Genomic DNA, 20649 nt, shown 5'->3' on the forward strand with positions numbered 1-20649 from the left:
TGATGTGATGGCCACTCCACTAACTCCTGAGGAACGCGAGGCTGCCAAGCAAGCGCGTCGAGAAGCCCGCGAGGCTGCAATCGCCGCAGCCCCCTTCGCGGTCGTTCACGTCGACTCCACGGGCATCCACCCTTCCACCGCCCGCATGGTTTCGCTCACGATCCTCACGCTGACGCCGGAAGGCGACGTCGTCGACGAGTTTTTCCGAGTGTTCAACCCCGGCACCGACACCGGCCCGCGCCACCTGCACGGCATCAGCGACGAAGAGTTCGAGGAAGCACGCACCTTCGAGCGCGCCCTGCGCGAGGTCGGCGGGCTTCTCGACGGCCGAACGCTCATCATGCACAACGTGCCACGCACCTGGGGTTTTATTTACTCAGAGTCGAAGACGGCGCTGCGCGCCATGCAGCGTCGGCAGCGCGGGCGAAATAGGGGTCGGCGTGGTCGTCGCCGCGTGGGACGCGTCCCACGCCCAGTGTTGCTGGTGGATACGCTTGCGACTGCGCGTCGACAAGGCGTGCCGTTGCAGGACACCCGGGTGCGCGCCGTTGCGCTGGAGTTGGGACTTGAGGCTCCGGCGCCAACTGCTTCCGCGGCGCGGGCACAGTTGCCGGCGAAGGACGTCGCCGTAGAGACGGCAGAGCTCATCGCGGACATTTACTTTGAGCAGATCGACAGGGGCGAGGTTCGTTCCTACGAGCCAAGCACTCTGAAGGCGGACCGCTTCGGGCTGCAGCGCTCGGCTGTGCGCGTGGATGCGATGGACGCTGCTGCGACCATTGAAAACCCGGGGCCTTATGTGCCAGGCAAGCCACTGCAGGCGGGCATGGAATTTGTGATCAGCCCCGATATTGAACTCGATCCCGATGAGATCATCGCCAACGGCGTGGACTTTGGGCTGAAGTACAACGAGAAGGTGACCCGGCAAACGAGTGTGCTCGTGTGCAACCGGAATTCGGTGCTGCGAGGCAAGGCGATGCACGCGGATCGCAAGGGAATTCCGCTGGTCTCCGACGAGGAATTCCTGAAGCTAGTCACCGGAAGCTAGTCCTCACGGCCCTGGCCACCAAGGTTGGCAGTACTAACGGTCTAAACTCTTCACCATGACAATTCCTGCTCCACTCGCCCGGGCCCGCACGCTCCTCGCGACGACGGCGGCCGCCGCGGCGACCAAAGCCTCCCAGATTACTGGCCGAGGTGCCGGCGGAATGATCGGTGGCTTGGTCGCAATGGCAATCGACCCAACGATCATGCAGCAACTGGGCGGTTCCCGACCCGTCGCGCTGGTGACTGGCACAAATGGCAAGTCCACCACCACCCGCATGCTGGTCGGAGCGCTGCGCACCAAATACAAGGTGGCCACAAATGATGGTGGCGACAACATGGACGCCGGTATCATTTCCGCCCTGCTCAAGGGTAAGGACGCCACCCACGTTGTGCTCGAGTGTGACGAGTTGCACGTGCCCGCCGTCGCAAAGCGCCTGAAGCCGCAGGTTTTGGTGCTGCTGAACCTCACCCGCGACCAGCTGGACCGCGTGGGCGAGATCAACAAGATTGAGCGCACCCTGCGCCAAGCGGTGGCCGATAATCCGCAGATGACGGTCATCGCGAACTGCGACGACGTACACGTGACTTCCGTGGCCTTCGACGCCCCGAACGTGGTGTGGGTGTCCGCTGGCGCCGGCTGGACGGGAGACTCCGTGAGCTGCCCGCGCACCGGTGGCCACGTCGTGCGCGAAGGCGACGACTGGTACGCCGTCAAACCACTGGAAGATGGGCGCGAATTCCGCCGCCCAACCCCGCAGTGGACAATCACGAAGGACGGCATCGAGCACGAGGGTCTGCACCCGCTCGATTTGAAGCTGCCGGGCAACGCCAACCGCGGCAACGCCACTCAGGCCATTGCTGCTGCGACCGTCATGGGCGTTGACCTTGAGGCCGCTAAGCAGGCCACTGAGCAGGTGGATAACGTCGCTGGCCGCTACTCCACTATTTCGTTTGAGGGCCGCGACGTCCACATGATTCTGGCCAAGAACCCGGCTGGCTGGCAGGAAGCACTGTCCATGCTCGATCGCACTGCCGATGGCCTGGTCATCGCAGTTAACGGCCAGGTTGCAGACGGCGAAGACCTGTCCTGGCTGTGGGACGTCTCCTTCGAGGACTTTGAGAATTCTTTCGTCCACGCCTCCGGCGAACGCGGCACCGACCTTGCTGTCCGCCTGACCTACGCCTCCATCGAGCACGATCTGGTGGCCGATCCCGTCGAAGCTATCCGCGCGTGCCCGAAGGGCCGCATTGAAGTGCTGGCCAACTACACCGCTTTCCGAGACCTGAAGAAGGCAATTTCATGATCACCATCGGCCTCATCCTCCCCGACGTCCTCGGCACCTACGGCGATGACGGCAATGCGCTTGTCCTGCGCCAACGCGCCCGCATGCGCGGCCTCGACGCGGAAATCCACCGCGTGCTCCTCGGACAGCCGGTCCCAGAATCCCTCGACGTTTACTGCCTCGGTGGCGGCGAAGACACCGCCCAGATTCTCGCCGCTGAGCACCTCATTGCCGACGGTGGCCTCGCACGAGCTGCTGCCGCTGGACGCCCGATCCTCGCTATTTGCGCAGGTCTGCAGGTCCTCGGCCAGTCTTTCCGAGCTTCCGGCCGTGAGGTCGACGGCGTCGGCCTTATCGACGCCACCACGGGGCAACTCGCTAAGCGCGCCATCGGCGAAGTGGTCACAACTCCTCGCATCGCTGGGCTGACTCAGCCTCTAACGGGCTTTGAGAACCACATGGGCTCCACTGTTCTCGGGCCGGACGCGAAGCCACTCGGCTCCGTCACACGGGGTGTGGGCAACGACGGCGTAGGTTCCGAAGGCGCGGTCCAGGGCTCGGTCATTGCCACCTACATGCACGGCCCTGTGCTGGCACGCAACCCCGAGATTGCCGATCTCCTACTCAGCCGTGCCACCGGCCTCGACCTGGAGCCACTGGATCTGCCTGAGGTGGAACAGCTGCGCAGGGAGCGACTTAAGTAGTTGCCTGGTTGTCTTTCCCTGTGCGCCAGAACAACAGCAACCACACGATAAACAAGGTGAAGGCTAGGAAGCTAAGCAGGTCCAGCAACAGGCTGAGGGCAATTCTGAGCTGAATGTCTCCGCGGAATCCCACGTTAGCCAGCCAGACGGCGCTCATAGCCCAGAGGCTGGCCGGAATATAGTTGGGCACTTGCTTGTCTTTCCAGAGGATGATGCCGAATATGGCGTAAGAAAGCAGGAAGACAACCTGGGAGTACCGGATAGGTACGTCATTGCTTGGCAGGTCTCCGATGTGAAGGCCGAAGGTCATCAGTTCATGGAGATAGAGGACTGGTCCGATCGCGATGAGGGCGAGGGAAATCAGGCTGAGCCATGGGGCTTTGCTGAAGAAGATCCTGGTGTAGGAGCATGCTGCGAGCAGGCTAATAACTGCCGAAATGAACCACCACATTCCGGCTGGTACTTCGAGGAATCGGACGATGGCTGCGATCGCATAAAGGCCGAAATTTGCGAAGAGAAGTAGCGCTGCAATGACAGCGTGCGTGCTGGTAGCGCGCACAGTGTGAGACTTGTGCATCAGCAACCCCTGCCCCGGATAAAATCCGACCATTCAACCGACTGGGACACTATAGATGATGCTACAACAACTACAAGGTGAGTCGACCTGAGAGCGCCCGAGAGAGGGTAAGTTCGTCGACAAACTCCAGGTCACCGCCAAGCGGCATGCCAGAGGCTAGTCGGGAAACAGTGAGCGAGGGGAAGTCGCGCAGCAGGCGAGCCAAGTATGCAGCCGTTGCCTCGCCCTCTGTATTGGGATCCGTGGCTAGGATTACCTCGGAAATTTCAGGCGCTTTTTCATCACCGGCATCCGGCAGCACACCAGCGATGCGCTGCAGCAGCTGGTTGATGTTAAGCTCGCGCGGACCAATACCGGCCAACGGATCCAGCGCTCCCCCGAGCACGTGGTACCGGCCCTTGTATTCGCCGGTCCGCTCAATGACCTGGATGTCTTTGGGTTCCTCGACTACGCACACCATGGAGGTGTCGCGCCCGGAATCCGCGCAAATGCGGCACACCTCTTCTCTGGAGATGTTGCAGCAGATGCGACAAAACGTCACGCCTTCGCGGACAGCGTCGAGCGCCGACTGCAGGCGTTCAATGTCGGTGGGTTCCACCTGCAGCAGGTGGAACGCGATGCGCTGCGCCGATTTGGGCCCTACTCCTGGGAGCCTCGATAGTTCATCGATGAGATCTTGGAGTGGGCCTTCAAACACGCGGGCAGCTTTCGACTAAAGAGAATTAAGAATGGACGTCGTAAAGCTTAGCCGAAGAGGCCGCCACCCATGCCCTGGGACAGTGGGCCCATCTTCTCCTGGGCCAGCTCGCCGATCTGACGGTGAGCGTCCATGAATGCGCCCTGGACCAGGTCCTGGAGGGTTTCTACGTCCTCTGGGTCCACAACCTGAGGGTCGATCTCCACAGCAGTGACGTCGCCGGAACCCTGCAGGGTGACCTTCACCAGACCATTACCAGCCTGACCAACAACAGTGGAAGCAATGAGCTCGTTCTGAGCCTGCTGCAGCTGAGCCTGCATCTGCTGGGCCTGGGCAATGAGCTGGGACATATCTGGCTGAGACACGCTAAATACCTTTCGTGGTGACGATTATTTCCCGCAATTCTACCGAAAAGCTACAGTGGCCGAGCACCCAGCTCTGAAGCGAGCATTTCCATCGCGATGGTCTTCGCATCCCGATGATCGTAGTTCGCCGGCCCCGCCGCCTCTTCGATCATCTGCTCTTCCTCCGAAGACTCCGGCTCTGCAGGCGGAACCGGTGCCGGGGCGGGCGCGGACCATTCCTCCGGTTCCGGCTCTTCTTCCGAAGGCTCCGGCGGCAATGGCACCCCACCGGAGAAGCTGTGCTTCATGGCCTCACGACCCCGCTCAGCAAGCTCCTGCCAGCGCTTCTTCGGCTCGGGTTTCGGTTCTGGCTCGCTTATCGACGCCCCTGGCTGCACCTCCGGCTCCGCCTTGGCTGGCTCGCCACCAAGTTTCGCTGGCGCTGACCACCCTCGCTGAGGTTCCGGATCAGGTTCCTTCTCCTCTGGCTTCCACGTTGGACGCTGAGGCTCACGCTTCATGCCTTGCAACCCGACCTGAACCTTCACCCGCAGGTCCTGGCCGGTAACTGCCTTCACTGCGGACACCAAGGCCGCGTTGTTGTTGGTGGCGTTCAGGCGCTCAGCAAGTGCACCCGTGTTGTGCCCCACCAAGAGTTCGCCATCCTGCACAGCAATGACTTTCGCCTCGGTGAGCATGATTTCCGCAACCTGGTTCTGCTTGCCCACGGCCTTGCGGATGTCCAACCACTTGGCACGGATGAGCGCTGCCGGGTCTTCAGCAGCAGCTGGCTGTGGCTCTGGCGTTGGAGTTGGCGCGGGTGCCGGTGCGGGCTCCGGTGCCTGTGGTTGCACAGGCTCAGGCTTGGCAAATGGAGTTGGCGCCGGTGTTGGCTCCGGCTTCGGCTGTGGAGCAGGCTGAGGCGCCGGCGCCGGAGCTGCCTGGGCGGCCTTCGCTGCTTCGCGCTGGGCTCGCCAATTTTTCGGAGACACAGCAGGTGCTGGTGGCGCTGCCTGTGCCTGTTCCGCTGCGACCGGGGTTCCCTGCCCGACCAGCATCATGCGAGCACACATGATTTCTAGCAGGAGGCGTGGCGATGTCGCTCCGCGCAGTTCTTCTACTTGGTCATTCACCAGGGCAGCGAGTTGGGAGAGCCGTCGGCCGTCGAAAAGCTGCGCTTGCTGGGTGAGCAGCGGTTGGTGGTCGGCGGGGGCGTCGACGAGCCCCATGCTCATGGCATCCGGGACGGCCTGGAGGACGAGCAAGTCGCGAAGACGGTCAAGGAGGTCGTGAGCGAAGCGACGTGGGTCGTGGCCTGCGTTGATGACGTTATCAACGCAGGTGAACAGAGCTGCACTATCGGCGGTGGCGACGGCTTCCACGGCGGAGTCGATGAGGGAGGAATCCGTCACGCCGAGCAGTGGCAGCGCCATGTCGTAGGTGAGGCCGTTTGGGCCGGAACCGGCGATGAGCTGGTCCAAAATGGAGAGCGAATCGCGGGGGCTGCCACCGCCGGCCCGGATGACCAGCGGGAACACCGACTCATCCACGTTCACGCCCTCTGCCTCGCAGGTGCGCTGCAGCAGGCCACGCATGTCTGGCGGGGTGAGCAAGCGGAATGGGTAGTGGTGGGTACGCGAACGGATCGTCGGGAGGATGTTTTCCGGTTCCGTCGTGGCGAAGATGAAGATCAGGTGCTCAGGCGGCTCCTCGACGACCTTCAGCAAGGCATTTGCACCGGACGAGGTGATCATGTGGGCCTCGTCGATGATGAAGACTCGGTAGCGGGATTCCGCCGGGGCGTAGAACGCGCGATCGCGCAGCTCACGCATGTCCTCCACACCGTTGTGGGAAGCAGCGTCCAGCTCGGTGACGTCGAGGTTGCCCGGGCCGCCCGGCGCGAGGGAGACGCAGGAAGGGCACACGCCGCACGGGGTGCTCGTCGGCCCTTCGACACAGTTCAGGGAGCGCGCCAGAATACGCGCGGAAGAGGTCTTACCGCAGCCACGCGGGCCGGAGAAGAGGTATGCGTGATTGATGCGTCCGCTGTCCAATGCCACCGACAGCGGACGGGTTACCTGTTCCTGGCCCACGACCTCAGCAAAGCTGGCCGGGCGATACTTCCGATAAAGAGCCACGTGCTCAAGACTACCGGTTCAGGTCGAAGACGTTGACCTGTTGCTCAACCAGCGCCTTTTGCAGGTCGGCGAGGCCATAGGTGGCCAGGTATTCCAGCTCCGCATCCGTCAGCGGCAGGATCTGCAGCATCAGGGTCATGGAGCCCTCCTCCTTGAAATGTGGCACATCGCCACCCCAGGGGAAAGGCACCACGAGCAAGCTGTGTTTCGTGGAAATCCCGGGGACCACGGCGCCCGAACCAGGCACTACTTCGCCTGGCTGTGGCGTGATACCCGTGTCCCGCAGCATTTCGGCAGTGGCAAGGACCAGCTCCTTCAAGCCCTCTTCGACCTCCGCTACGGCAAAGAGCTCGACTGCGATTCGCTGCCCATCGGATTCCAGGCCGGTGTCCACCCGCTGGAAGTCCAAGGTTGACACGATGAACTGCCCATCAGCTTCAAATGAGGCGAGGTGAAAGTCCCCCGACTTCTCAATCGAAATCTCGCCGGGGAACAGCCCATCAATCCAGACGGCAGCTTCCTGCAGAATCACTTCTCCAGCGCAGCCAACAGCACGCAGGTGGCTACGCCATCCATGGCGATTTCCAGCTCTTCCACTGGTGGCAGCGAAGGAGCCAGACGCAGGTTCTTATCCTCCGGATCGGCCTTCAGCGGGTAGGTGGAACCGGCAGCGGTCAGCGCAATGCCCGCGTCCTTAGCCAGCTCCACCACGCGCGATGCCGTACCAGGAACCACGTCGAGGGAAATGAAGTAACCGCCGACCGGCTTGGTCCACTCCGCGATCCCGTACTCAGCGAGGCGAGCGTCGAGGATCTCCAGCACCTTGTCGAACTTCGGAGCCAGAGACTTCGCGTGCAGCTGCATGATGCGCTTCACGCCCTCCGCGTCCCCAAAGAACTGCGCGTGCGCCAGCTGGTTGATCTTGTTCGGACCGATTCCGCGCACAAAGGCGTGCTTGTTGTACCAGTTGAGGTTCTCGTTCGACGAGTTGAAGAAGGCCACACCCGCGCCGGCCTGCGTAATTTTGCTTGTCGACGACATAGCCCAGAATCGGTTGCCACCTTCACTCACCACGTCCACGATCTCCGGGAATTCCTCGGTGAGGGTATGAATGGCGTAGGCGTTGTCCCACACGATGCGGAAGTCAGGTGCACCGGTCTCCATGTTGATCAGGCGATCGATGGTTTCGCGGGTGAAGGTCACGCCCGTTGGGTTGCCGAACATTGGGACGACCCACATGCCCTTGATCTGCGGATCCTTCACAAGTTCCTCAACCTTGTCCATGTCTGGTCCGGTCGGGGTCATTGGGACGGTGATCATCTCGAAGCCGAAGTGCTCCGTGATGGTGAAGTGACGGTCGTAGCCTGGCACTGGGCACAGCCACTTGACCTTTTCTTCGTCCTTCCACGGACGCTCGGAATCATTGTTGCCCCAGATGTACGACCAGCTGATCAGGTCGAACATGATGTTCAGGCTGGAGGAGTCTGCCGCAATGAGATTGTCCTTGCTGACGCCCAACACTTCAGCCCAGATCTCACGGATGCTGTTCAAACCGATGAGGTTGCCGTAGTTACGGCAGTCGGTGCCGTCTGCATCCTTGTAATTCTCGCCTGGCAGGCTCAGCAAACCGGCACAAATGTCCAGCTGCTCTGTCGATGGCTTGCCACGCGTCAGATCCAGTTTCAGATTGCGCGACTTCAGTTCCTCATACTTGCCCTGAACGTCCGCTTTCAAAGCGGCCAACTGCTCTGCAGTCATGTCCTTAACAGCCACGCCGTTGCCTTCCTCGCAATGTCCGATGATGCGCCTACAACTTTAGACCGTTACCAAGGTACGAAAAAAGGGACAACCACGATCTGGTTGCCCCTACAAAGTTTTAAGGGGACCCCGCGCACCCGACAGAGCTCGCTGACCCTTGCTGCATTCCTGCCCTGGGGGAGTTCACAAGATAATCGCCACACGGGATCCTGGTGTTCACCTTATCTGCTTCCGCTTTGCAAGGCCAAACCGCGCCCGCTGAGCTGCTGTTTTGTTATCTTCACCGTTGTTTAGTAAAGTCTTCCGGGTAGCAAGCACTAGTTGTTTGTCACGCTGGAGGATTCGACTAGCGGCCTATGTCACACGCCTGGAACGCGTGCGGGGTTAACGCCCCTCAAGGGTTCAAATCCCTTATCCTCCGCATCACGAGAAGCCCCGACATTTTATGTCGGGGCTTCTCGGTGTCTGACGATGCACCCAATTGAGGAACTGCAGCAATGTGAAGTGGCGGACATTCAGAAGATTCGTGCGAAAGATGATCCGCTGCTGGGGATCTTCTTTGAGGATGATCGCGACATTCGCCCCTCCCCTGGCAGACGCAGCAGCCGTGTCAATCGCTTTGACGCGACTCCACGCCACGTACTTATCCCCCATCTCAAGCCCTTCGCTGCTTACATGAAGTTTACTTTTCGGGCTGACATACCACGCAAAGAAAAGCAGCATGATACCGATAGGTAGAGCAAGCAGCACCGAACCGGGATTAGTCAAAGGACTTTCGAGCGTGAGCACTCGCCCCAAAACGGCAATTCCGAATAGGAAACAGAAAAGCAGGTACAAGGCGGCTTTCTTTCCAGGGGAGAAAGTGATCTCGCCGCGCGCTTGGTAGTGGTGCTGCAAATCTTCCAGTGTCCTCACACCCCCATGATGCCCGATATTCCTGCCGCTAAGATTCGCACTATGCGTATTGCCTCCACCACCGAAGCTGACCGCACGTATATCGCTCGCCTGAATTTCCTCACCGATGTTTTCGGCGAAGAGCACGCGGACGTCTCACCCGAGTTCGACCGCGACTTTGATTTCTACGTCCGCGATTGGCAACCAGAAAACGGAGGGTTCATCGCTTGGGACGGCCACATTCCCGCAGGTGGAGTTTGGCTGGTGTGGGGCACTGATGAGCGACATGGCTACGGTCACGTCACTGAGGGGATTCCGGAGTTAGCTCTCGCGGTGGAGGGTCGTTACAAGGGGCAAGGGATCGGAACGGCGCTGCTGGAGATGGCGGCTGAGCTGGCGAAGGAGCTGGGTGCGCCTGGAATTTCGCTTTCGGTGGCGCCAACAAATGAGCGGGCGCACCGCCTGTATCTTCATGTGGGTTTCGAGCCGACCGGCATCGTGCGCGAAGGGCACCCGGTCCTGGCCCGCTACTGGTAACGAGCCTTTGCTGCCATACACAGATCGACGATCTGGGACATCCGTAGGTTTTGGTCTTTCGTTTCCAGCGGAATTCCATGGAAGCGAGTCACCTCCGAACGCAGCTGCCACTCGTGGTCCGTCGACGCAAACTTCACGGTAGAGCCAGGGTGCAAATAGGCGATGCAGCGGGGAATGGTCGGTTCAGCTTCAAAATGCGAAACGCTGCTCCACGACGCCAACACGCCGCGGGTATACAACCCCTCAGGCCCCAGGTGGATGGCGTCAAACTTACGAGCGCGCCATCTGCCCAACCATACGAAAGGCAGATGGAGCACACCGATGACAGCCGCCCAAGCCATCACCGGCAACTGGTCGTAGAACATCCAAGCTGCCACTGCGGTTCCCACGAGTGAAGAAACCGTGATCAACATGGCGCCGCCTACATTAGGCGTCCTACCAGTGAGGGTGACTGGTGCGCCGCGCTGGATTTTGGTCAAGTAATCGGTCATGGGGACTCCTACATCGACTCGAAGCAAAGATCAGTGGCATTAGGAGTGCATTCCAATTTCACCCACTTGAGAAAATCTCTGAGGGTGAACGCCCACACGTTCATGCGACCAGTGAACAAAAGGATCCTGCCTCCCTGATTTGCCTGCGCTGCAAGGCGCTGCCCGTCTTGCGACCCATCGTGCGAGATCGCTTGAGAAAGCAACACCACCGTGTGATTAGTCCTTGCATGGCCGTAGCCTTCTGCGAAAATGTCGATTTCGTCAATTGCATGCCACGGGATCCGGACCCCAGCCATTTCAATGCCATCACGGGACACTCGCATGCGGTGGTTCCGGTGAACCTTCGGATTCAAGATCGCAAAGAACGGGAAGACAAGGCCATAGCCTCCAGAAATGGCCAGCAGGCCTCCGACGATTACTTGGGCCAGGCTTTCATGAAGCCACAAAAATCCAATCCCAGGAAGAAAGAACAGGACGCCGCCGAGGAACAACGCCAGGAGCCACAGCATCCAGCGCATACCGAGCTTGAAGTGGACCTCGCCACGCTCCATGAAGCGTCGTTGCAGTTTGGGGAGAGAGTTCACCGGACATCCTTTCTGTTATCAGTAGGATGCCCGGTGATTCGGTTTTGTTCCAGCTTGTTAGAGATCCTGGAGGGTAGGTAGCCCCAGAGCCCGCAGAATTTCCGCCACGGAGTTAATGGAGGAAGTGAGCTTTTCAAACCGAGCTGACTGCTGGGTGCTCAGAACTCCCTTGGACTGCAAGTGAGAGAGCCGTGCGTATCGGCCGGCGAGCAAGGTGCCCCAAAAAACTTTCAGGTCAAGGATTTCCTGGTCGCCTGGTACAGGTTCGCCGTGGTGGAAGGCCATGATGTCGGCGAGCTGGCCTTCCAGCATGTCCATGTCCATGTCGGCGCCAGGAGCACCATCGTCGCCGGAGTAGGTATCCACCCCGTGGCGCAAGTTTTCACCTTCGCGTTCGTAGTATCGATTGAGGGTGAGCGCATCGCGGGCAATCACCGGCTGATTTACCGGTAGAACGGGGGCGTCGTCGTGGCCGAGAAGCTGACCACGGCTCATGCGGATGAACGTGTTCAGGTGCGTCATGCCGGGCTTCGTGCAGCTCAGGCCAACGCCATAGGATTCCAAGTCCTCTTGCTGGAACATGTATCCGAGGTAGCGAGCACGAGGGTTGATCTCAAGGTCGTCGAGCGAAGCTCCCGGGAGTTCGAACCCAGTGTGACCGAGGTAGTCGCGAACCCGTTGGATCTGGGTTTCATCGAGGTAGATGTCCTCGTAAAGTGCGCGTGACATGTCCTTCTCCTAAAGGGTTTGCAGACGGTCGTAGCTACCGGTGTCTTCGAAGAAGCCACCCTTGCCATTGCCAACGATGTCGAAACGGTTGACCACTTCAATGCGGTCCAGCCACTTCGCGGAGCGGAAACCTGTTGAGGTTTCCAGGCGCAGTCGCATCGGGGCGCCGTTCTTGATAGGGATTTCGTCGCCGTCGTAGCCAATCGCAATCAGCGATTGTGGTTGCATAGCCTCGAGCATCGGCATGGATTCGAAGTAGTAGGCGCCGTTGTAGAGGTCGTCGTCACGGGTCATGTTCTGGAAACTGTGGACCACGACTTCCGAGGCACCGTCCAACGGTTTGACCAGGTTCAAGAGCGTCGCCAGCGGGACACCGTCCCATTTGCCGACCGAGGAAAAGCCTTGCACGCAGTGGTGCACGGTGTTTTGCGAATGGCCGTCGGCAAGCGCGCGCAGATCCGCCATGGTGAGCCGCATGGGGCGCTCGACAAATCCGCCGATCTCCAGCACATAGTCCTTTTCGTAGCCGTTGCACACCATTGCCATGTACTGCTCGGAGCTTGGTGGCATGCCGGACGCGCGGTGGTCCTCAGCTTTGGTGATTTCTTGGTCGGTGTAGGCGAATTGGCGAGAAGGAAGGCGTAGCAAAGCGCGGGTGAGCGGGCGCACCAGGAGGTTGTGCAGATTCTCAATCGTGCGAGGCTTCTCGAGGGACGTCTTCGTAGCCCAAATGTGGATGAACACAATCAGCACTAGGCCGAGCGAGAAGATCGCGGCGCCTGCCTGCGGCCTATCTGCGTGCCCGAACACCATCTTGGACACTTCGTGGCCGTAACCGTGCAGGACAACCATGCCGACGTGAATCACGATGAACACCAGGTACGCGAGCAAACCCCAGAAGTGGTAGGTGCGGATCATCTGACGGCCACCCACCAGCTTGGAAAAGCGCGGGAAGTGGTTGTTCACGGCCGGGGACTGGAACATACCGGTGATGATCATCCAGAGCGGCAGGACCAAAATTACGAACCCATAAGACAGCTGCTGGACCGCATTGAATGGGTAGCCTTCCATCGCTGGAGGCACCTGGAAGGCTAAGTAGTGCAGGATATCGCTGCCAGCCTGGCGGAACGTGTCCAGATCTTCCGGCCAGTACCGACGCCATTGGCCGGTCACCAGCAGCAGCGCCCAGTAGACCACCATGAGGCTCACCCAGCACATCACCGAAATGAGGTGCCAGTAGCGTCCCTGACCCAAATCACCGTGGCCAGGCAGAGAAATTAGCGGGCTGTAGTCGTCGTATTCCCCGGCTACCGGGAAGTACTTTGCCTTGCGCTTTTGCTTGATCGTGAACTGTGCCCACTGGCCACCCATTGGCGTGTGGATCGACGTGTGGAGCTTCGGGAACGTACCCAGAATCTCGATGCCGCTGCGGATAAACAGGGTGACGAACAGGATATTGACGAAGTGCTCGATGCGGAGCCATAAAGGAAATTCGGTCAGCATTGTTTTCTCCTAGTCCTCGAAACCCTGGTCGTCCGGGTAAGCGACGATCATTCCGTAACCGAGCGCCCAATACAGCACCAGGTAAGCAAGTGCGCACAGCATCATGAGATTCCACACCGCCGCCTGCAACACGCTCGCGCCGTTCCACACGTACGGAGCATCCGAGGCAAGCCCAATCCCGTACACGATCAGCGCACCAATCGCGGGCACAAGACCGAAATCCCACACGCGCAGCCGCGTCACACCCAGCGCCACAAAAACTGCTGCCAGACCGGCGATCAACCACAGCGCAATGTCGCTGCCGGAGAAGATGTCACGCGCGCTTGTCGACGTCCATCCCGCGCACCCACCAATCGTTGCCACCACCGCGACGAGTAGCACACGTGTGGTCTTAGGCAGGTTGATGCGGATGTAGCGGAAGAACGGAGCGCGTTTCCTTCCGGGTTTGATGTGAAGATTCACATCGTGAATCTTTGGGTCGAGCGTTGTCATGTGAGTTTCCCATCTCGCGTTGTGAGCGTTATTCACGCGAGAGTCACACCGGAGAACTAGATCCTCGCGTTAAGCCTTAGGCTGCCACATGTTTTCGCAGGTAGGAAGGTTGTACGGGCGTACAAAAAGTTGAAAGTACCCGTGGCCTTGCCTTTTATACGACTGTCCAAAACCTCGTCTTTCGCTCACCCACGCTGCGCCATACAGTGAAGGCGTGGCCCAGCTTTCCGGAGAGGCAAACGACCACACACTCGTAGTTTTTGCACCTTTGGAAAGGACACACCTCGTATGTCTGCGATGGTCATTTTTGGGCTCATAGCCTCGGTAGCATTGCTCTTCGCCTTCGCGATGCTCAATCTCGGTAAGTGGACAACCGACGATTACCCATACCAGTTCCTGAACTTTATCGGCGCCGGTTTCCTCACCGCTTCCGCTGCCAATCCGTTTAACGCTGGCGTGTTCTGGACCGAATTGATCTGGTCTGGACTAGGCCTGTACGGCATCATCAAGATTTTCCTCAAGCGTCGCTCTGCTCAGAAAACTGCATAAGGAAGGCACCTAGACATGGAATTCTCATACGAAATCGGCATCGCCGCAGGCATCTGCTTCGTGATCGGCTACGCACTCCTGAACTTCGGAATCTTGAAGTCCACTTCCCCGCTGTACCAGCTGCTCAACCTGCTGGGTGCGGTCGGATTCACCTACACGGCCATCGCCCCATTCAATCCTGGTCTGTTCATCACTGAGTTCGCTTGGGCTGCCGTTGCAGCATTCGGCCTCTGGAAGATCTTCTTCCAGAAAAAGCCGGATAAGATTTAACATGTGAAAAAGACTTCGCCCCGCGCCACGATCCTCCAAGCAACACTGGAGTGCATCGTGGCGCACGGCATTGATGGCACCAGCCTCAGAATTGTGGCGGACAAAGCCGGGGTATCGCTGGGCTCCCTAGGCTACTATTTTCAAGACAAAGACGGCCTGCTGGGGGCCGCGTTCATGTCATTTGTTGAGGCCTCGGCCATCGAGTTCGCGCAGTATTACGAAGGCGTCGACACGCTAGAAGCGGCGCGGGAGGCCACGGCGCAAATGCTGATCGACACCGCGTCGAACCGCACCAGCATCATTCTTGGCAGCGAGCTCTACAATCTGTCTCTCCGACGTCCTCGCCATCGCATTATCCTGGACGAATGGACGAAGCGGTGTCGCGCCGTGATGGCCACCTACTTCGATGAGGACACCACTTTTATTCTCGATGCGTTCTACGAGGGAGTCATCCTGCATCGCTCGATGCGTCTTGGCGAATACGCAGATGACCGGATCCGCACCGCGATCGAAAGGCTTACCCCGCCGGAGTCATTCGCTGTCGCAGCCAGTTAAGCGCCTCGGCGAGCTCCTTGCCTGGGATGTTATGCATGCTCGTCCCCAACCTGCGACCGGAAACCTCCAGGTCATAGAAACCCCAATTGTGGCGCAGGGGGTGCACAGCCCGAAAACCGGTGATCTCGTTCCAGGGAAAAGTCTCGCCCCGGTAATGCAGGCCATAACCATCGATGACCAGTTTGTTCGCCGGGTTCAGGGGTTTCAGTAGGCCACGGATACTCCACGCACCAAACCCCACACCGAGCAGCAGCATGAAGACGGTTTCAAAAGAAAACCAGGACATTGCAGCGCCGATCAGACAAGCAATTCCGAAGTACAGCGCAGCGGAAAAACCCAGGTAGTGCCACGGGCCGAAGCCGATGGTCACGGCCCCTTTCTCATGGAATTCACGAACGAGATCCTGCCCGGTCATCGGTAATAGCGCCCCATGAATTCTTCTTTGAAGGCCCAGTAGTCGCCGCTGGCCATGGTGGCGCGAATATTATCCACGAGCTGGATCATAAAATGCAGATTGTGCATGGTGCACAGCGTGCCAGCCAGGTATTCCTTGGCTTTGAGCAGGTGATGAATATACGCGCGGCTGTAGTTTTCGCACACATAACCACCGACCTCGGGGTCGATCGGCGTGAAGTCGCGCTTGAATCGCGCATTGGTGAGCGTCATGCGGCCGTCAAGCGTGTACACGCCTCCGCGTCGTCCCAGGCGGGTGGGCGCGACGCAGTCGAAGGTGTCGGCGCCGGCCTCGACTGCGGTGAAGATGTCGTCGGGTTCGGAAATGCCGAGCAGGTGCTTGGGCTTGTCGACGGGCAGTTCATCATTCACCCAGCCCACAATGGTGCCCAGGTTCTCCTTCTCCAGTGCGCCACCGATGCCGTATCCGCCAAAGCCCCGGCGTCCCTCGTTCTCGGCTTCCTCAGATAGGGTTACGAGCCCGCGGGCAGCCTTGCGTCGCAGGTCTTCGTACTGTGCGCCCTGCACCACGCCCCACAGGGACTGCAGTGGCTTGCCTACCCTGAGCTCCGTCAGGCGGTTGTGCTCGTCGATGCAGCGCTTCGCCCAGCGGTGGGTGCGTTCGACGGAGGCCTCCTGGTAGGCCTTGGTGTCCACGAGGGTGGTGAGCTCGTCGAAGGCGAACATGATGTCCGCGCCCAGCTGGTGCTGGATCTGCATGGATACTTCTGGGGTGAAGCGGTGCTTGGAGCCGTCGATGACTGAGCGGAAGTCGACGCCATCCTCGTCCACGTGCGCCATGCGGTCCTTGGAGCGGGCCTTGACCTCGGAGGCGTCGATGTTGCTGTCCATGGACAACACCTTCTTGAAGCCCACACCCAGGCTCATGACCTGGAATCCACCAGAGTCGGTGTAGGTCGGGCCGTGCCAGTTTTCGAAGGCGGAGACGCCACCGGCTTCGTCCACGATGTCCGGGCCGGGCTGTAGGTACAGGTGGTAGGCGTTGGACAGGATCGCCTGCGCTCCTGTGTCGCGGATTTGCTCCGGGGTGAGCGTTTTGACGGTCGCCTTCGTCGCTACGGGGATGAACGCCGGGGTGTTAATGTCGCCGTGTGGGGTGTGAATCGTGCCCGTGCGGCCGTGTTTTGTGCCGTCCAGCGTTGTTGCGAGCGAGAAGGTGGTGTCTGTCATGGGGTCAAGTTTAGGTCAGTTCTGCACCCGGCCCGCAGACGTGGTCGCCCCTGAGCTGCTCGGCGCGGTGATCACTCATGGTGGGGTCGCGGTACGTATCACCGAGGTGGAGGCATATTTGGGGGTCAATGACCCTGCCTCTCACTGTGCCCGGGGCCTGACCCCTGCCAACGCCGCGATGTTTGGACCGCCCGGCCGCTGGTATGTGTATCACTCCTACGGTATCCACAAGGCTGGCAACATCGTCTGCCATCCCGACGGCGGCTCGGGTGGGGTGTTGCTGCGCGCCGGCGAGGTCATCTCGGGCCAGGATCTCGCAGCTTCTCGACGCGGCCCCGTGCCCCACCATCGGTTGGCCTCCGGCCCCGGTAACCTCGGTAAAACTTTGGGGCTAGAGATCGACGACAACGGAACGCCCGTGGCCTTGGAGTTGCCCGGATCGACTCCGGATATCGTGGTCGGCCCACGTATCGGAATCACCAAGAATACGGACGCATTGTTGCGCTTTTGGATTCCCGGCGAGCCGACTATTTCCGCACGGAAATCCTTCACGAGGTTCCTGGCTTAGGCCCTCGCGCGCAGCGCCTCCACCTGGAGCTCCGCCTGACGCTCGGCCTCCATGCGACGTGCTTCCCATTCCTTCTCCAGCTCGGCGCCCTCGATATCCAGGCGCGGCAGGATCTTGTCCAGCCAGCGAGGCATCCACCAGGTGGCGCGGCCAAGAAGGAACATCGACGCAGGGACAAGGGCCATGCGGACGAAGAAGGCGTCGAAAAGCACGCCCACGCCGAGCGCGAAACCGAAGATCTTGATGAACGGCAGTGGCTGGTCGATGAAGGCTACGAACACGGCGATCATGATGAGGGCCGCGGAGGTCACCACGCGGGAGCCCAGGGTGTACCCCTCGATGACGGACTCATCCACAGCGCTGTAGCGCGAACCCGGCGACGGCAACCCTGCGTGATGCGAGTAGTGCTCACGCATGCGGGAAACCAGGAACACCTGATAGTCCATGGCCAGGCCGAAGGTGACGCCGATGAGGAAGATCGGCATGAAGGAAATCAGCGGACCAGGCGTCTCGACGAGGCCCCACAGGCCTTCCTGCCAGAACAGGACAGTGACGCCGAAGGCAGCGCCCACCGACAGCAGGAAGCCAAGGCCCGCCACCAGTGGCACCATGATGGAACGGAACACCATCAGCAGCAGGATGATCGCAAGTCCCACGACCACCGCGAGGTAGATCGGCATGGCGTCGGAAAGTTTTTGCGTCACGTCGCGCTGAATCGGTGTGAGGCCCGTGATGCCGATCTTGATGCCCGTCGCGGCCTCAGCCTCCGCCTGCGACGCGCGCAGCGAATGCAGCAGCTTGGTGGTCATCGGGTCGTTCGGGCCGGCGTACGGCGTGATCATCAGCTGCGCCGCGCTTCCCGACGGCGAAACGCCCACCATCTGCACGTGCTTAATGTCCGCGTTGGTGCCGAATCGCTCGACAACGTAGGAGAATGCCGCGGCGGTCGCGGCCTTCTTCTCATCGAAGCCCTCCGGGTTCATGTCCCGTTGTGCCTTGATCAAAGGCTGCAGTGCTGGCGCTTTCGGATCCACGTTGCTCGCATCCACCACGCCAAGCATGAGGGAGTTGTGGCCGTCACCGAAACCTTCAGTAAGCAGGTCGGCGGACTTTCGCTGCGTGGTGGACAGCGAAGACGTCGAATCGTTTGGCAGGGCCAACTCGAGTTTGAGGGCAGGGATCGTCAGAGCTCCGAGGCCAAGCACCACCACAGCCAGCACCAGGGCTGGGACGCGGTGGACGAAGGTGACCCAGGCGTGGCCCTTGGAACGGCGAGTGCCACGGCGAGGCTCCTCGCCAGGCTTGCGCGGATTGCCCGCCAAGAATGGGATCTTCGCGCCAAAGGCGAACTTGCCCATCACGCCCAGCATCGCCGGGACCAAGGTCAGCGCGACCATCACAGCGATGAACACGGTGAAAGCTGCAGACAGGCCCATGTACGTCAGGAATGGGATGCGGACGATGGACAGCGCGATCAGCGCGATGATCACCGTCAGGCCAGCGAATACCACCGCCGAACCTGCCGTACCGACGGCAATGCCCGCGGCATCATCTCGCGGCGCCTTCCGATACTCAGATCGGTAGCGCGCCAAAATGAATAATGCATAGTCGATGCCCACCGCCAGGCCGAGCATCACCGCCAGCACCGGCGTGGTGTTGTTCAAGGTGACAAAACGCGTGGCCAGGACGATGGAAAGCGATCCCAGGCCGATGCCCACCACTGCCGTGATCAGTGGCAAACCGGCAGCAATCACGGAACCAAAAGTGAATATCAGGACGATGAATGCGACGCCCAAACCGATCATTTCAGAAGTCGTCTTGATCACCAATGGATCGCCGAATGCGGCGCCACCGCCTTCCACGATCAGGCCTTGCTTTCGGCCAATCTCGAGGGCCTCGCGGATGGTGGCGCGGTGCTCTTCAGTGACGTCTGTTGGCGAAGGAACCGCGATGCCGAAAGTGGTGAAGCCGATGCGGCCGTCGTCGGAAAGCAGAGTGAGGTTTGCGGCGTCCGCGCGGGCGGTCTCTTCGGGCAGGCCTTGCGAGGTTTCCTGCTCAATGATGCTCTGCTGGAGCTTCGGGTTGAGGGTCACCGGGTTGCCGAAGCGCATGGTGTTGTCCATGTCCGGGATGCCCTGCTCCAGGTGGGCAATGACATCATCGACCGCCTTGGTGTACTGGGGTTCGGAGAGCCTGTGTCCTTCGGGCGCAGCGAAGACGATGTTCACTCCCGCGGCATCCAGGGGATTTTTCTGGTCGGGGAAGTTCGCCATCAGTAGCTCGGCCGCGTCTTGGGACGGGGTGCCGGGGATAGCGAACTTGTCGTTAAATCCCTTTTGCAGCGTCATCGAGGACGCACCGATGGTGATCAGCAAGACCATCCACACAGCAATGACTGCCCATTTGTGCTGGTAGGACCATTTTCCTACATGGAAGAGGAACTTCGCCACTAGGTTCTCCTATAAAAAGGTAATGCCCCGGACGAATCCGGGGCACTTTTGGCGGTGGCGGCGGGATTTGAACCCGCGGTTGGGGGTTACCCAACAAACGCTTTCGAGGCGTTCACCTTCGGCCGCTCGGACACGCCACCGCGAACAAGATTAGCGCCCTGCGCAAACAGAAACCAAATCGCCTATTCCTGGACAGATCCGAGAATCTTGTTCTTCGCGTCGGTCACCGCGTCCTTGGCCTGAGCCTTGGTTTGATCCGCGCGCCCCTCGTTGGCAAGGGACTCGTTTCCCGTGGCTTCGCCCGCAGCTTCCTTTGCTTTACCGGCTACTTCGTCAAATGTGTTCTTGATATCGGACATTTAAGGTTCCTCCTCAGGGGTGCATTGATTCGCCCCCGAGCCTACCGATGCTGGCGGAAAAAATCATTGAGGAGCTCAGCGCACTCTTCTTCCAGCACTCCGCCTCGAACTTCGATCCGGTGCAGCTCACCGGGGGCGCGCAGTACGTCAATGTGAGAGCCACACGCTCCGGTTTTTGGCTCCCAGGCACCGAAAATCACTCGGCCAACGCGGGCTCCGAGGATCGCCCCGGCACACATGGCGCAGGGCTCCAAGGTGACGGCCAGGGTGCATCCGGTCAGTCGCCACCCGTCCCCATGCTTTTTCACGGCCTCCCGGATCGCGAGGACTTCCGCGTGCGCCGTGGGGTCAAGGTCTGCTTCCCGGCGGTTCGTGGCTGAGGCGAGTTCGCGGCCGTTGGCGTCGAAAAGCACGGCACCGACGGGGACGTCCGTTGCGGGCGTTTGCTTAGCGACGTCCACCGCCCGGCGCATCAT

Annotated in this window: 25 protein-coding genes, 2 tRNA genes and 1 other RNA gene; 9 read left to right on the plus strand and 19 right to left on the minus strand. The window is 60.1% G+C overall.

What is annotated here, in order from left to right:
* Positions 1 to 7: 7 nt before the first annotated feature.
* From WG939_RS05825 to WG939_RS05835, 3 genes are read left to right on the plus strand one after another with little or no spacing between them, the layout of a single operon-like run.
* Entirely contained in the window at positions 8 to 1048 is a 1041-nt protein-coding gene (locus WG939_RS05825; RefSeq protein WP_339983606.1) for a BRCT domain-containing protein, read from the plus strand.
* A gap of 55 nt (positions 1049 to 1103) precedes the next feature.
* A complete protein-coding gene (locus WG939_RS05830) occupies positions 1104 to 2351 on the plus strand; it encodes a Mur ligase family protein (protein ID WP_339983608.1) in 1248 nt (415 codons plus the stop codon).
* Positions 2348 to 3034, plus strand: coding sequence for a type 1 glutamine amidotransferase (locus tag WG939_RS05835; RefSeq protein WP_339983609.1), 687 nt, complete (start codon positions 2348 to 2350; stop codon positions 3032 to 3034). The genes WG939_RS05830 and WG939_RS05835 overlap by 4 nt, the downstream gene beginning before the upstream one ends.
* On the opposite strand, the gene WG939_RS05840 is transcribed toward WG939_RS05835, so the two are convergent.
* From WG939_RS05840 to ffs, 7 genes are all read right to left on the minus strand, one after another.
* Positions 3027 to 3611: a hypothetical protein gene (locus WG939_RS05840; protein ID WP_339983611.1), complete on the minus strand. Its 585-nt coding sequence runs from the start codon at positions 3609 to 3611 to the stop codon at positions 3027 to 3029. The genes WG939_RS05835 and WG939_RS05840 overlap by 8 nt on opposite strands.
* 70 nt (positions 3612 to 3681) lie before the next feature.
* Positions 3682 to 4308, minus strand: a complete 627-nt coding sequence (gene recR / locus WG939_RS05845; protein WP_339983613.1) for a recombination mediator RecR — start codon at positions 4306 to 4308, stop codon at positions 3682 to 3684.
* Positions 4309 to 4355: 47 nt separating this feature from the next.
* Positions 4356 to 4673 carry a YbaB/EbfC family nucleoid-associated protein gene (locus tag WG939_RS05850; protein WP_339983615.1) on the minus strand — a complete coding sequence of 106 codons (318 nt, stop codon included), beginning with the start codon at positions 4671 to 4673 and terminating at the stop codon, positions 4356 to 4358.
* A gap of 50 nt (positions 4674 to 4723) precedes the next feature.
* Positions 4724 to 6790 carry a DNA polymerase III subunit gamma and tau gene (locus WG939_RS05855; RefSeq protein ID WP_339983617.1) on the minus strand — a complete coding sequence of 689 codons (2067 nt, stop codon included), beginning with the start codon at positions 6788 to 6790 and terminating at the stop codon, positions 4724 to 4726.
* Between the two features lie 10 nt (positions 6791 to 6800).
* Complete coding sequence (locus tag WG939_RS05860; protein WP_339983619.1) at positions 6801 to 7322, minus strand: suppressor of fused domain protein; 522 nt, start codon at positions 7320 to 7322, stop codon at positions 6801 to 6803.
* The gene (locus WG939_RS05865; RefSeq protein ID WP_445227880.1) at positions 7319 to 8548 is read right to left on the minus strand and encodes an aminotransferase class I/II-fold pyridoxal phosphate-dependent enzyme; all 1230 of its coding nucleotides are present in this window, start codon (positions 8546 to 8548) and stop codon (positions 7319 to 7321) included. The genes WG939_RS05860 and WG939_RS05865 overlap by 4 nt, the downstream gene beginning before the upstream one ends.
* A 115-nt stretch (positions 8549 to 8663) precedes the next feature.
* Positions 8664 to 8762, minus strand: an RNA gene (gene ffs / locus WG939_RS05870) — signal recognition particle sRNA small type.
* A 121-nt stretch (positions 8763 to 8883) separates the two neighbouring features.
* Between ffs and WG939_RS05875 the strand changes: the two genes are divergently transcribed.
* Positions 8884 to 8969 (plus strand) — tRNA-Ser (locus tag WG939_RS05875).
* A 2-nt stretch (positions 8970 to 8971) separates the two neighbouring features.
* Here WG939_RS05875 and WG939_RS05880 read toward each other — a convergent pair.
* Positions 8972 to 9463 (minus strand): hypothetical protein, encoded by a 492-nt coding sequence (locus tag WG939_RS05880; protein ID WP_339983625.1) that lies wholly within the window; start codon positions 9461 to 9463, stop codon positions 8972 to 8974.
* Positions 9464 to 9505: 42 nt separating this feature from the next.
* Here WG939_RS05880 and WG939_RS05885 point away from each other — a divergent pair, with 42 nt between their 5' ends.
* Positions 9506 to 9979, plus strand: coding sequence for a GNAT family N-acetyltransferase (locus tag WG939_RS05885; RefSeq protein ID WP_339983627.1), 474 nt, complete (start codon positions 9506 to 9508; stop codon positions 9977 to 9979).
* On the opposite strand, the gene WG939_RS05890 is transcribed toward WG939_RS05885, so the two are convergent.
* From WG939_RS05890 to WG939_RS05910, 5 genes are read right to left on the minus strand one after another with little or no spacing between them, the layout of a single operon-like run.
* Positions 9970 to 10470: a hypothetical protein gene (locus tag WG939_RS05890; protein ID WP_339983629.1), complete on the minus strand. Its 501-nt coding sequence runs from the start codon at positions 10468 to 10470 to the stop codon at positions 9970 to 9972. The genes WG939_RS05885 and WG939_RS05890 overlap by 10 nt on opposite strands.
* Positions 10471 to 10478: 8 nt before the next feature.
* A complete protein-coding gene (locus WG939_RS05895) occupies positions 10479 to 11054 on the minus strand; it encodes a hypothetical protein (protein ID WP_339983631.1) in 576 nt (191 codons plus the stop codon).
* A 57-nt stretch (positions 11055 to 11111) separates the two neighbouring features.
* Entirely contained in the window at positions 11112 to 11783 is a 672-nt protein-coding gene (locus WG939_RS05900; protein WP_339983633.1) for a hypothetical protein, read from the minus strand.
* Between the two features lie 9 nt (positions 11784 to 11792).
* A complete protein-coding gene (locus WG939_RS05905) occupies positions 11793 to 13286 on the minus strand; it encodes a molybdopterin-dependent oxidoreductase (RefSeq protein WP_339983635.1) in 1494 nt (497 codons plus the stop codon).
* A gap of 9 nt (positions 13287 to 13295) precedes the next feature.
* Positions 13296 to 13778, minus strand: a complete 483-nt coding sequence (locus WG939_RS05910) for a hypothetical protein (protein WP_339983637.1) — start codon at positions 13776 to 13778, stop codon at positions 13296 to 13298.
* Positions 13779 to 14066: 288 nt separating this feature from the next.
* On the opposite strand from WG939_RS05910, the gene WG939_RS05915 reads away from it, so the two are divergent.
* From WG939_RS05915 to WG939_RS05925, 3 genes are read left to right on the plus strand one after another with little or no spacing between them, the layout of a single operon-like run.
* Positions 14067 to 14327: a CBU_0592 family membrane protein gene (locus WG939_RS05915; protein ID WP_339983639.1), complete on the plus strand. Its 261-nt coding sequence runs from the start codon at positions 14067 to 14069 to the stop codon at positions 14325 to 14327.
* Between the two features lie 15 nt (positions 14328 to 14342).
* Positions 14343 to 14597, plus strand: a complete 255-nt coding sequence (locus WG939_RS05920; protein WP_339983641.1) for a CBU_0592 family membrane protein — start codon at positions 14343 to 14345, stop codon at positions 14595 to 14597.
* A gap of 3 nt (positions 14598 to 14600) precedes the next feature.
* Positions 14601 to 15152 carry a TetR/AcrR family transcriptional regulator gene (locus WG939_RS05925; RefSeq protein ID WP_339983643.1) on the plus strand — a complete coding sequence of 184 codons (552 nt, stop codon included), beginning with the start codon at positions 14601 to 14603 and terminating at the stop codon, positions 15150 to 15152.
* Here the strand turns inward: WG939_RS05925 and WG939_RS05930 are convergent.
* Both WG939_RS05930 and tgt read right to left on the minus strand, forming a co-directional pair.
* The gene (locus WG939_RS05930; protein WP_339983645.1) at positions 15115 to 15567 is read right to left on the minus strand and encodes a hypothetical protein; all 453 of its coding nucleotides are present in this window, start codon (positions 15565 to 15567) and stop codon (positions 15115 to 15117) included. The genes WG939_RS05925 and WG939_RS05930 overlap by 38 nt on opposite strands.
* A complete protein-coding gene (gene tgt, locus WG939_RS05935; protein ID WP_339983647.1) occupies positions 15564 to 16796 on the minus strand; it encodes a tRNA guanosine(34) transglycosylase Tgt in 1233 nt (410 codons plus the stop codon). Before tgt ends, WG939_RS05930 begins: the two co-directional genes overlap by 4 nt.
* On the opposite strand from tgt, the gene WG939_RS05940 reads away from it, so the two are divergent.
* Entirely contained in the window at positions 16795 to 17364 is a 570-nt protein-coding gene (locus WG939_RS05940; protein ID WP_339983649.1) for a DNA-3-methyladenine glycosylase, read from the plus strand. The genes tgt and WG939_RS05940 overlap by 2 nt on opposite strands.
* Here the strand turns inward: WG939_RS05940 and WG939_RS05945 are convergent.
* The 4 genes from WG939_RS05945 to WG939_RS05960 all read right to left on the minus strand — a co-directional run bounded on the left by WG939_RS05945 (position 17361) and on the right by WG939_RS05960 (position 20646).
* Positions 17361 to 19814 carry an MMPL family transporter gene (locus WG939_RS05945; protein WP_339983651.1) on the minus strand — a complete coding sequence of 818 codons (2454 nt, stop codon included), beginning with the start codon at positions 19812 to 19814 and terminating at the stop codon, positions 17361 to 17363. The genes WG939_RS05940 and WG939_RS05945 overlap by 4 nt on opposite strands.
* 49 nt (positions 19815 to 19863) lie before the next feature.
* Positions 19864 to 19954, minus strand: a tRNA-Ser gene (locus tag WG939_RS05950).
* A 42-nt stretch (positions 19955 to 19996) separates the two neighbouring features.
* Entirely contained in the window at positions 19997 to 20173 is a 177-nt protein-coding gene (locus WG939_RS05955) for a CsbD family protein (protein WP_339983652.1), read from the minus strand.
* 41 nt (positions 20174 to 20214) lie between these two features.
* Positions 20215 to 20646 carry a nucleoside deaminase gene (locus WG939_RS05960; RefSeq protein WP_339983767.1) on the minus strand — a complete coding sequence of 144 codons (432 nt, stop codon included), beginning with the start codon at positions 20644 to 20646 and terminating at the stop codon, positions 20215 to 20217.
* Positions 20647 to 20649: the final 3 nt, after the last annotated feature.

The sequence above is a fragment of the Corynebacterium sp. H130 genome (assembly GCF_037572395.1).
GTDB lineage: Bacteria > Actinomycetota > Actinomycetes > Mycobacteriales > Mycobacteriaceae > Corynebacterium.

Coding starts and splice junctions, on each gene's coding strand:
- WG939_RS05825 (WP_339983606.1), top strand. CDS start 8: ATGGCCACTCCACTAACTCCTGAGGAACGCGAGGCTGCCAAGCAAGCG.
- WG939_RS05830 (WP_339983608.1), top strand. CDS start 1,104: ATGACAATTCCTGCTCCACTCGCCCGGGCCCGCACGCTCCTCGCGACG.
- WG939_RS05835 (WP_339983609.1), top strand. CDS start 2,348: ATGATCACCATCGGCCTCATCCTCCCCGACGTCCTCGGCACCTACGGC.
- WG939_RS05840 (WP_339983611.1), bottom strand. CDS start 3,611: ATGCACAAGTCTCACACTGTGCGCGCTACCAGCACGCACGCTGTCATT.
- WG939_RS05865 (WP_445227880.1), bottom strand. CDS start 8,548: ATGACTGCAGAGCAGTTGGCCGCTTTGAAAGCGGACGTTCAGGGCAAG.
- WG939_RS05885 (WP_339983627.1), top strand. CDS start 9,506: ATGCGTATTGCCTCCACCACCGAAGCTGACCGCACGTATATCGCTCGC.
- WG939_RS05890 (WP_339983629.1), bottom strand. CDS start 10,470: ATGACCGATTACTTGACCAAAATCCAGCGCGGCGCACCAGTCACCCTC.
- WG939_RS05900 (WP_339983633.1), bottom strand. CDS start 11,783: ATGTCACGCGCACTTTACGAGGACATCTACCTCGATGAAACCCAGATC.
- WG939_RS05905 (WP_339983635.1), bottom strand. CDS start 13,286: ATGCTGACCGAATTTCCTTTATGGCTCCGCATCGAGCACTTCGTCAAT.
- WG939_RS05910 (WP_339983637.1), bottom strand. CDS start 13,778: ATGACAACGCTCGACCCAAAGATTCACGATGTGAATCTTCACATCAAA.
- WG939_RS05915 (WP_339983639.1), top strand. CDS start 14,067: ATGTCTGCGATGGTCATTTTTGGGCTCATAGCCTCGGTAGCATTGCTC.
- WG939_RS05920 (WP_339983641.1), top strand. CDS start 14,343: ATGGAATTCTCATACGAAATCGGCATCGCCGCAGGCATCTGCTTCGTG.
- WG939_RS05930 (WP_339983645.1), bottom strand. CDS start 15,567: ATGACCGGGCAGGATCTCGTTCGTGAATTCCATGAGAAAGGGGCCGTG.
- WG939_RS05940 (WP_339983649.1), top strand. CDS start 16,795: ATGGGGTCAAGTTTAGGTCAGTTCTGCACCCGGCCCGCAGACGTGGTC.
- tgt (WP_339983647.1), bottom strand. CDS start 16,796: ATGACAGACACCACCTTCTCGCTCGCAACAACGCTGGACGGCACAAAA.
- WG939_RS05955 (WP_339983652.1), bottom strand. CDS start 20,173: ATGTCCGATATCAAGAACACATTTGACGAAGTAGCCGGTAAAGCAAAG.
- WG939_RS05960 (WP_339983767.1), bottom strand. CDS start 20,646: ATGCGCCGGGCGGTGGACGTCGCTAAGCAAACGCCCGCAACGGACGTC.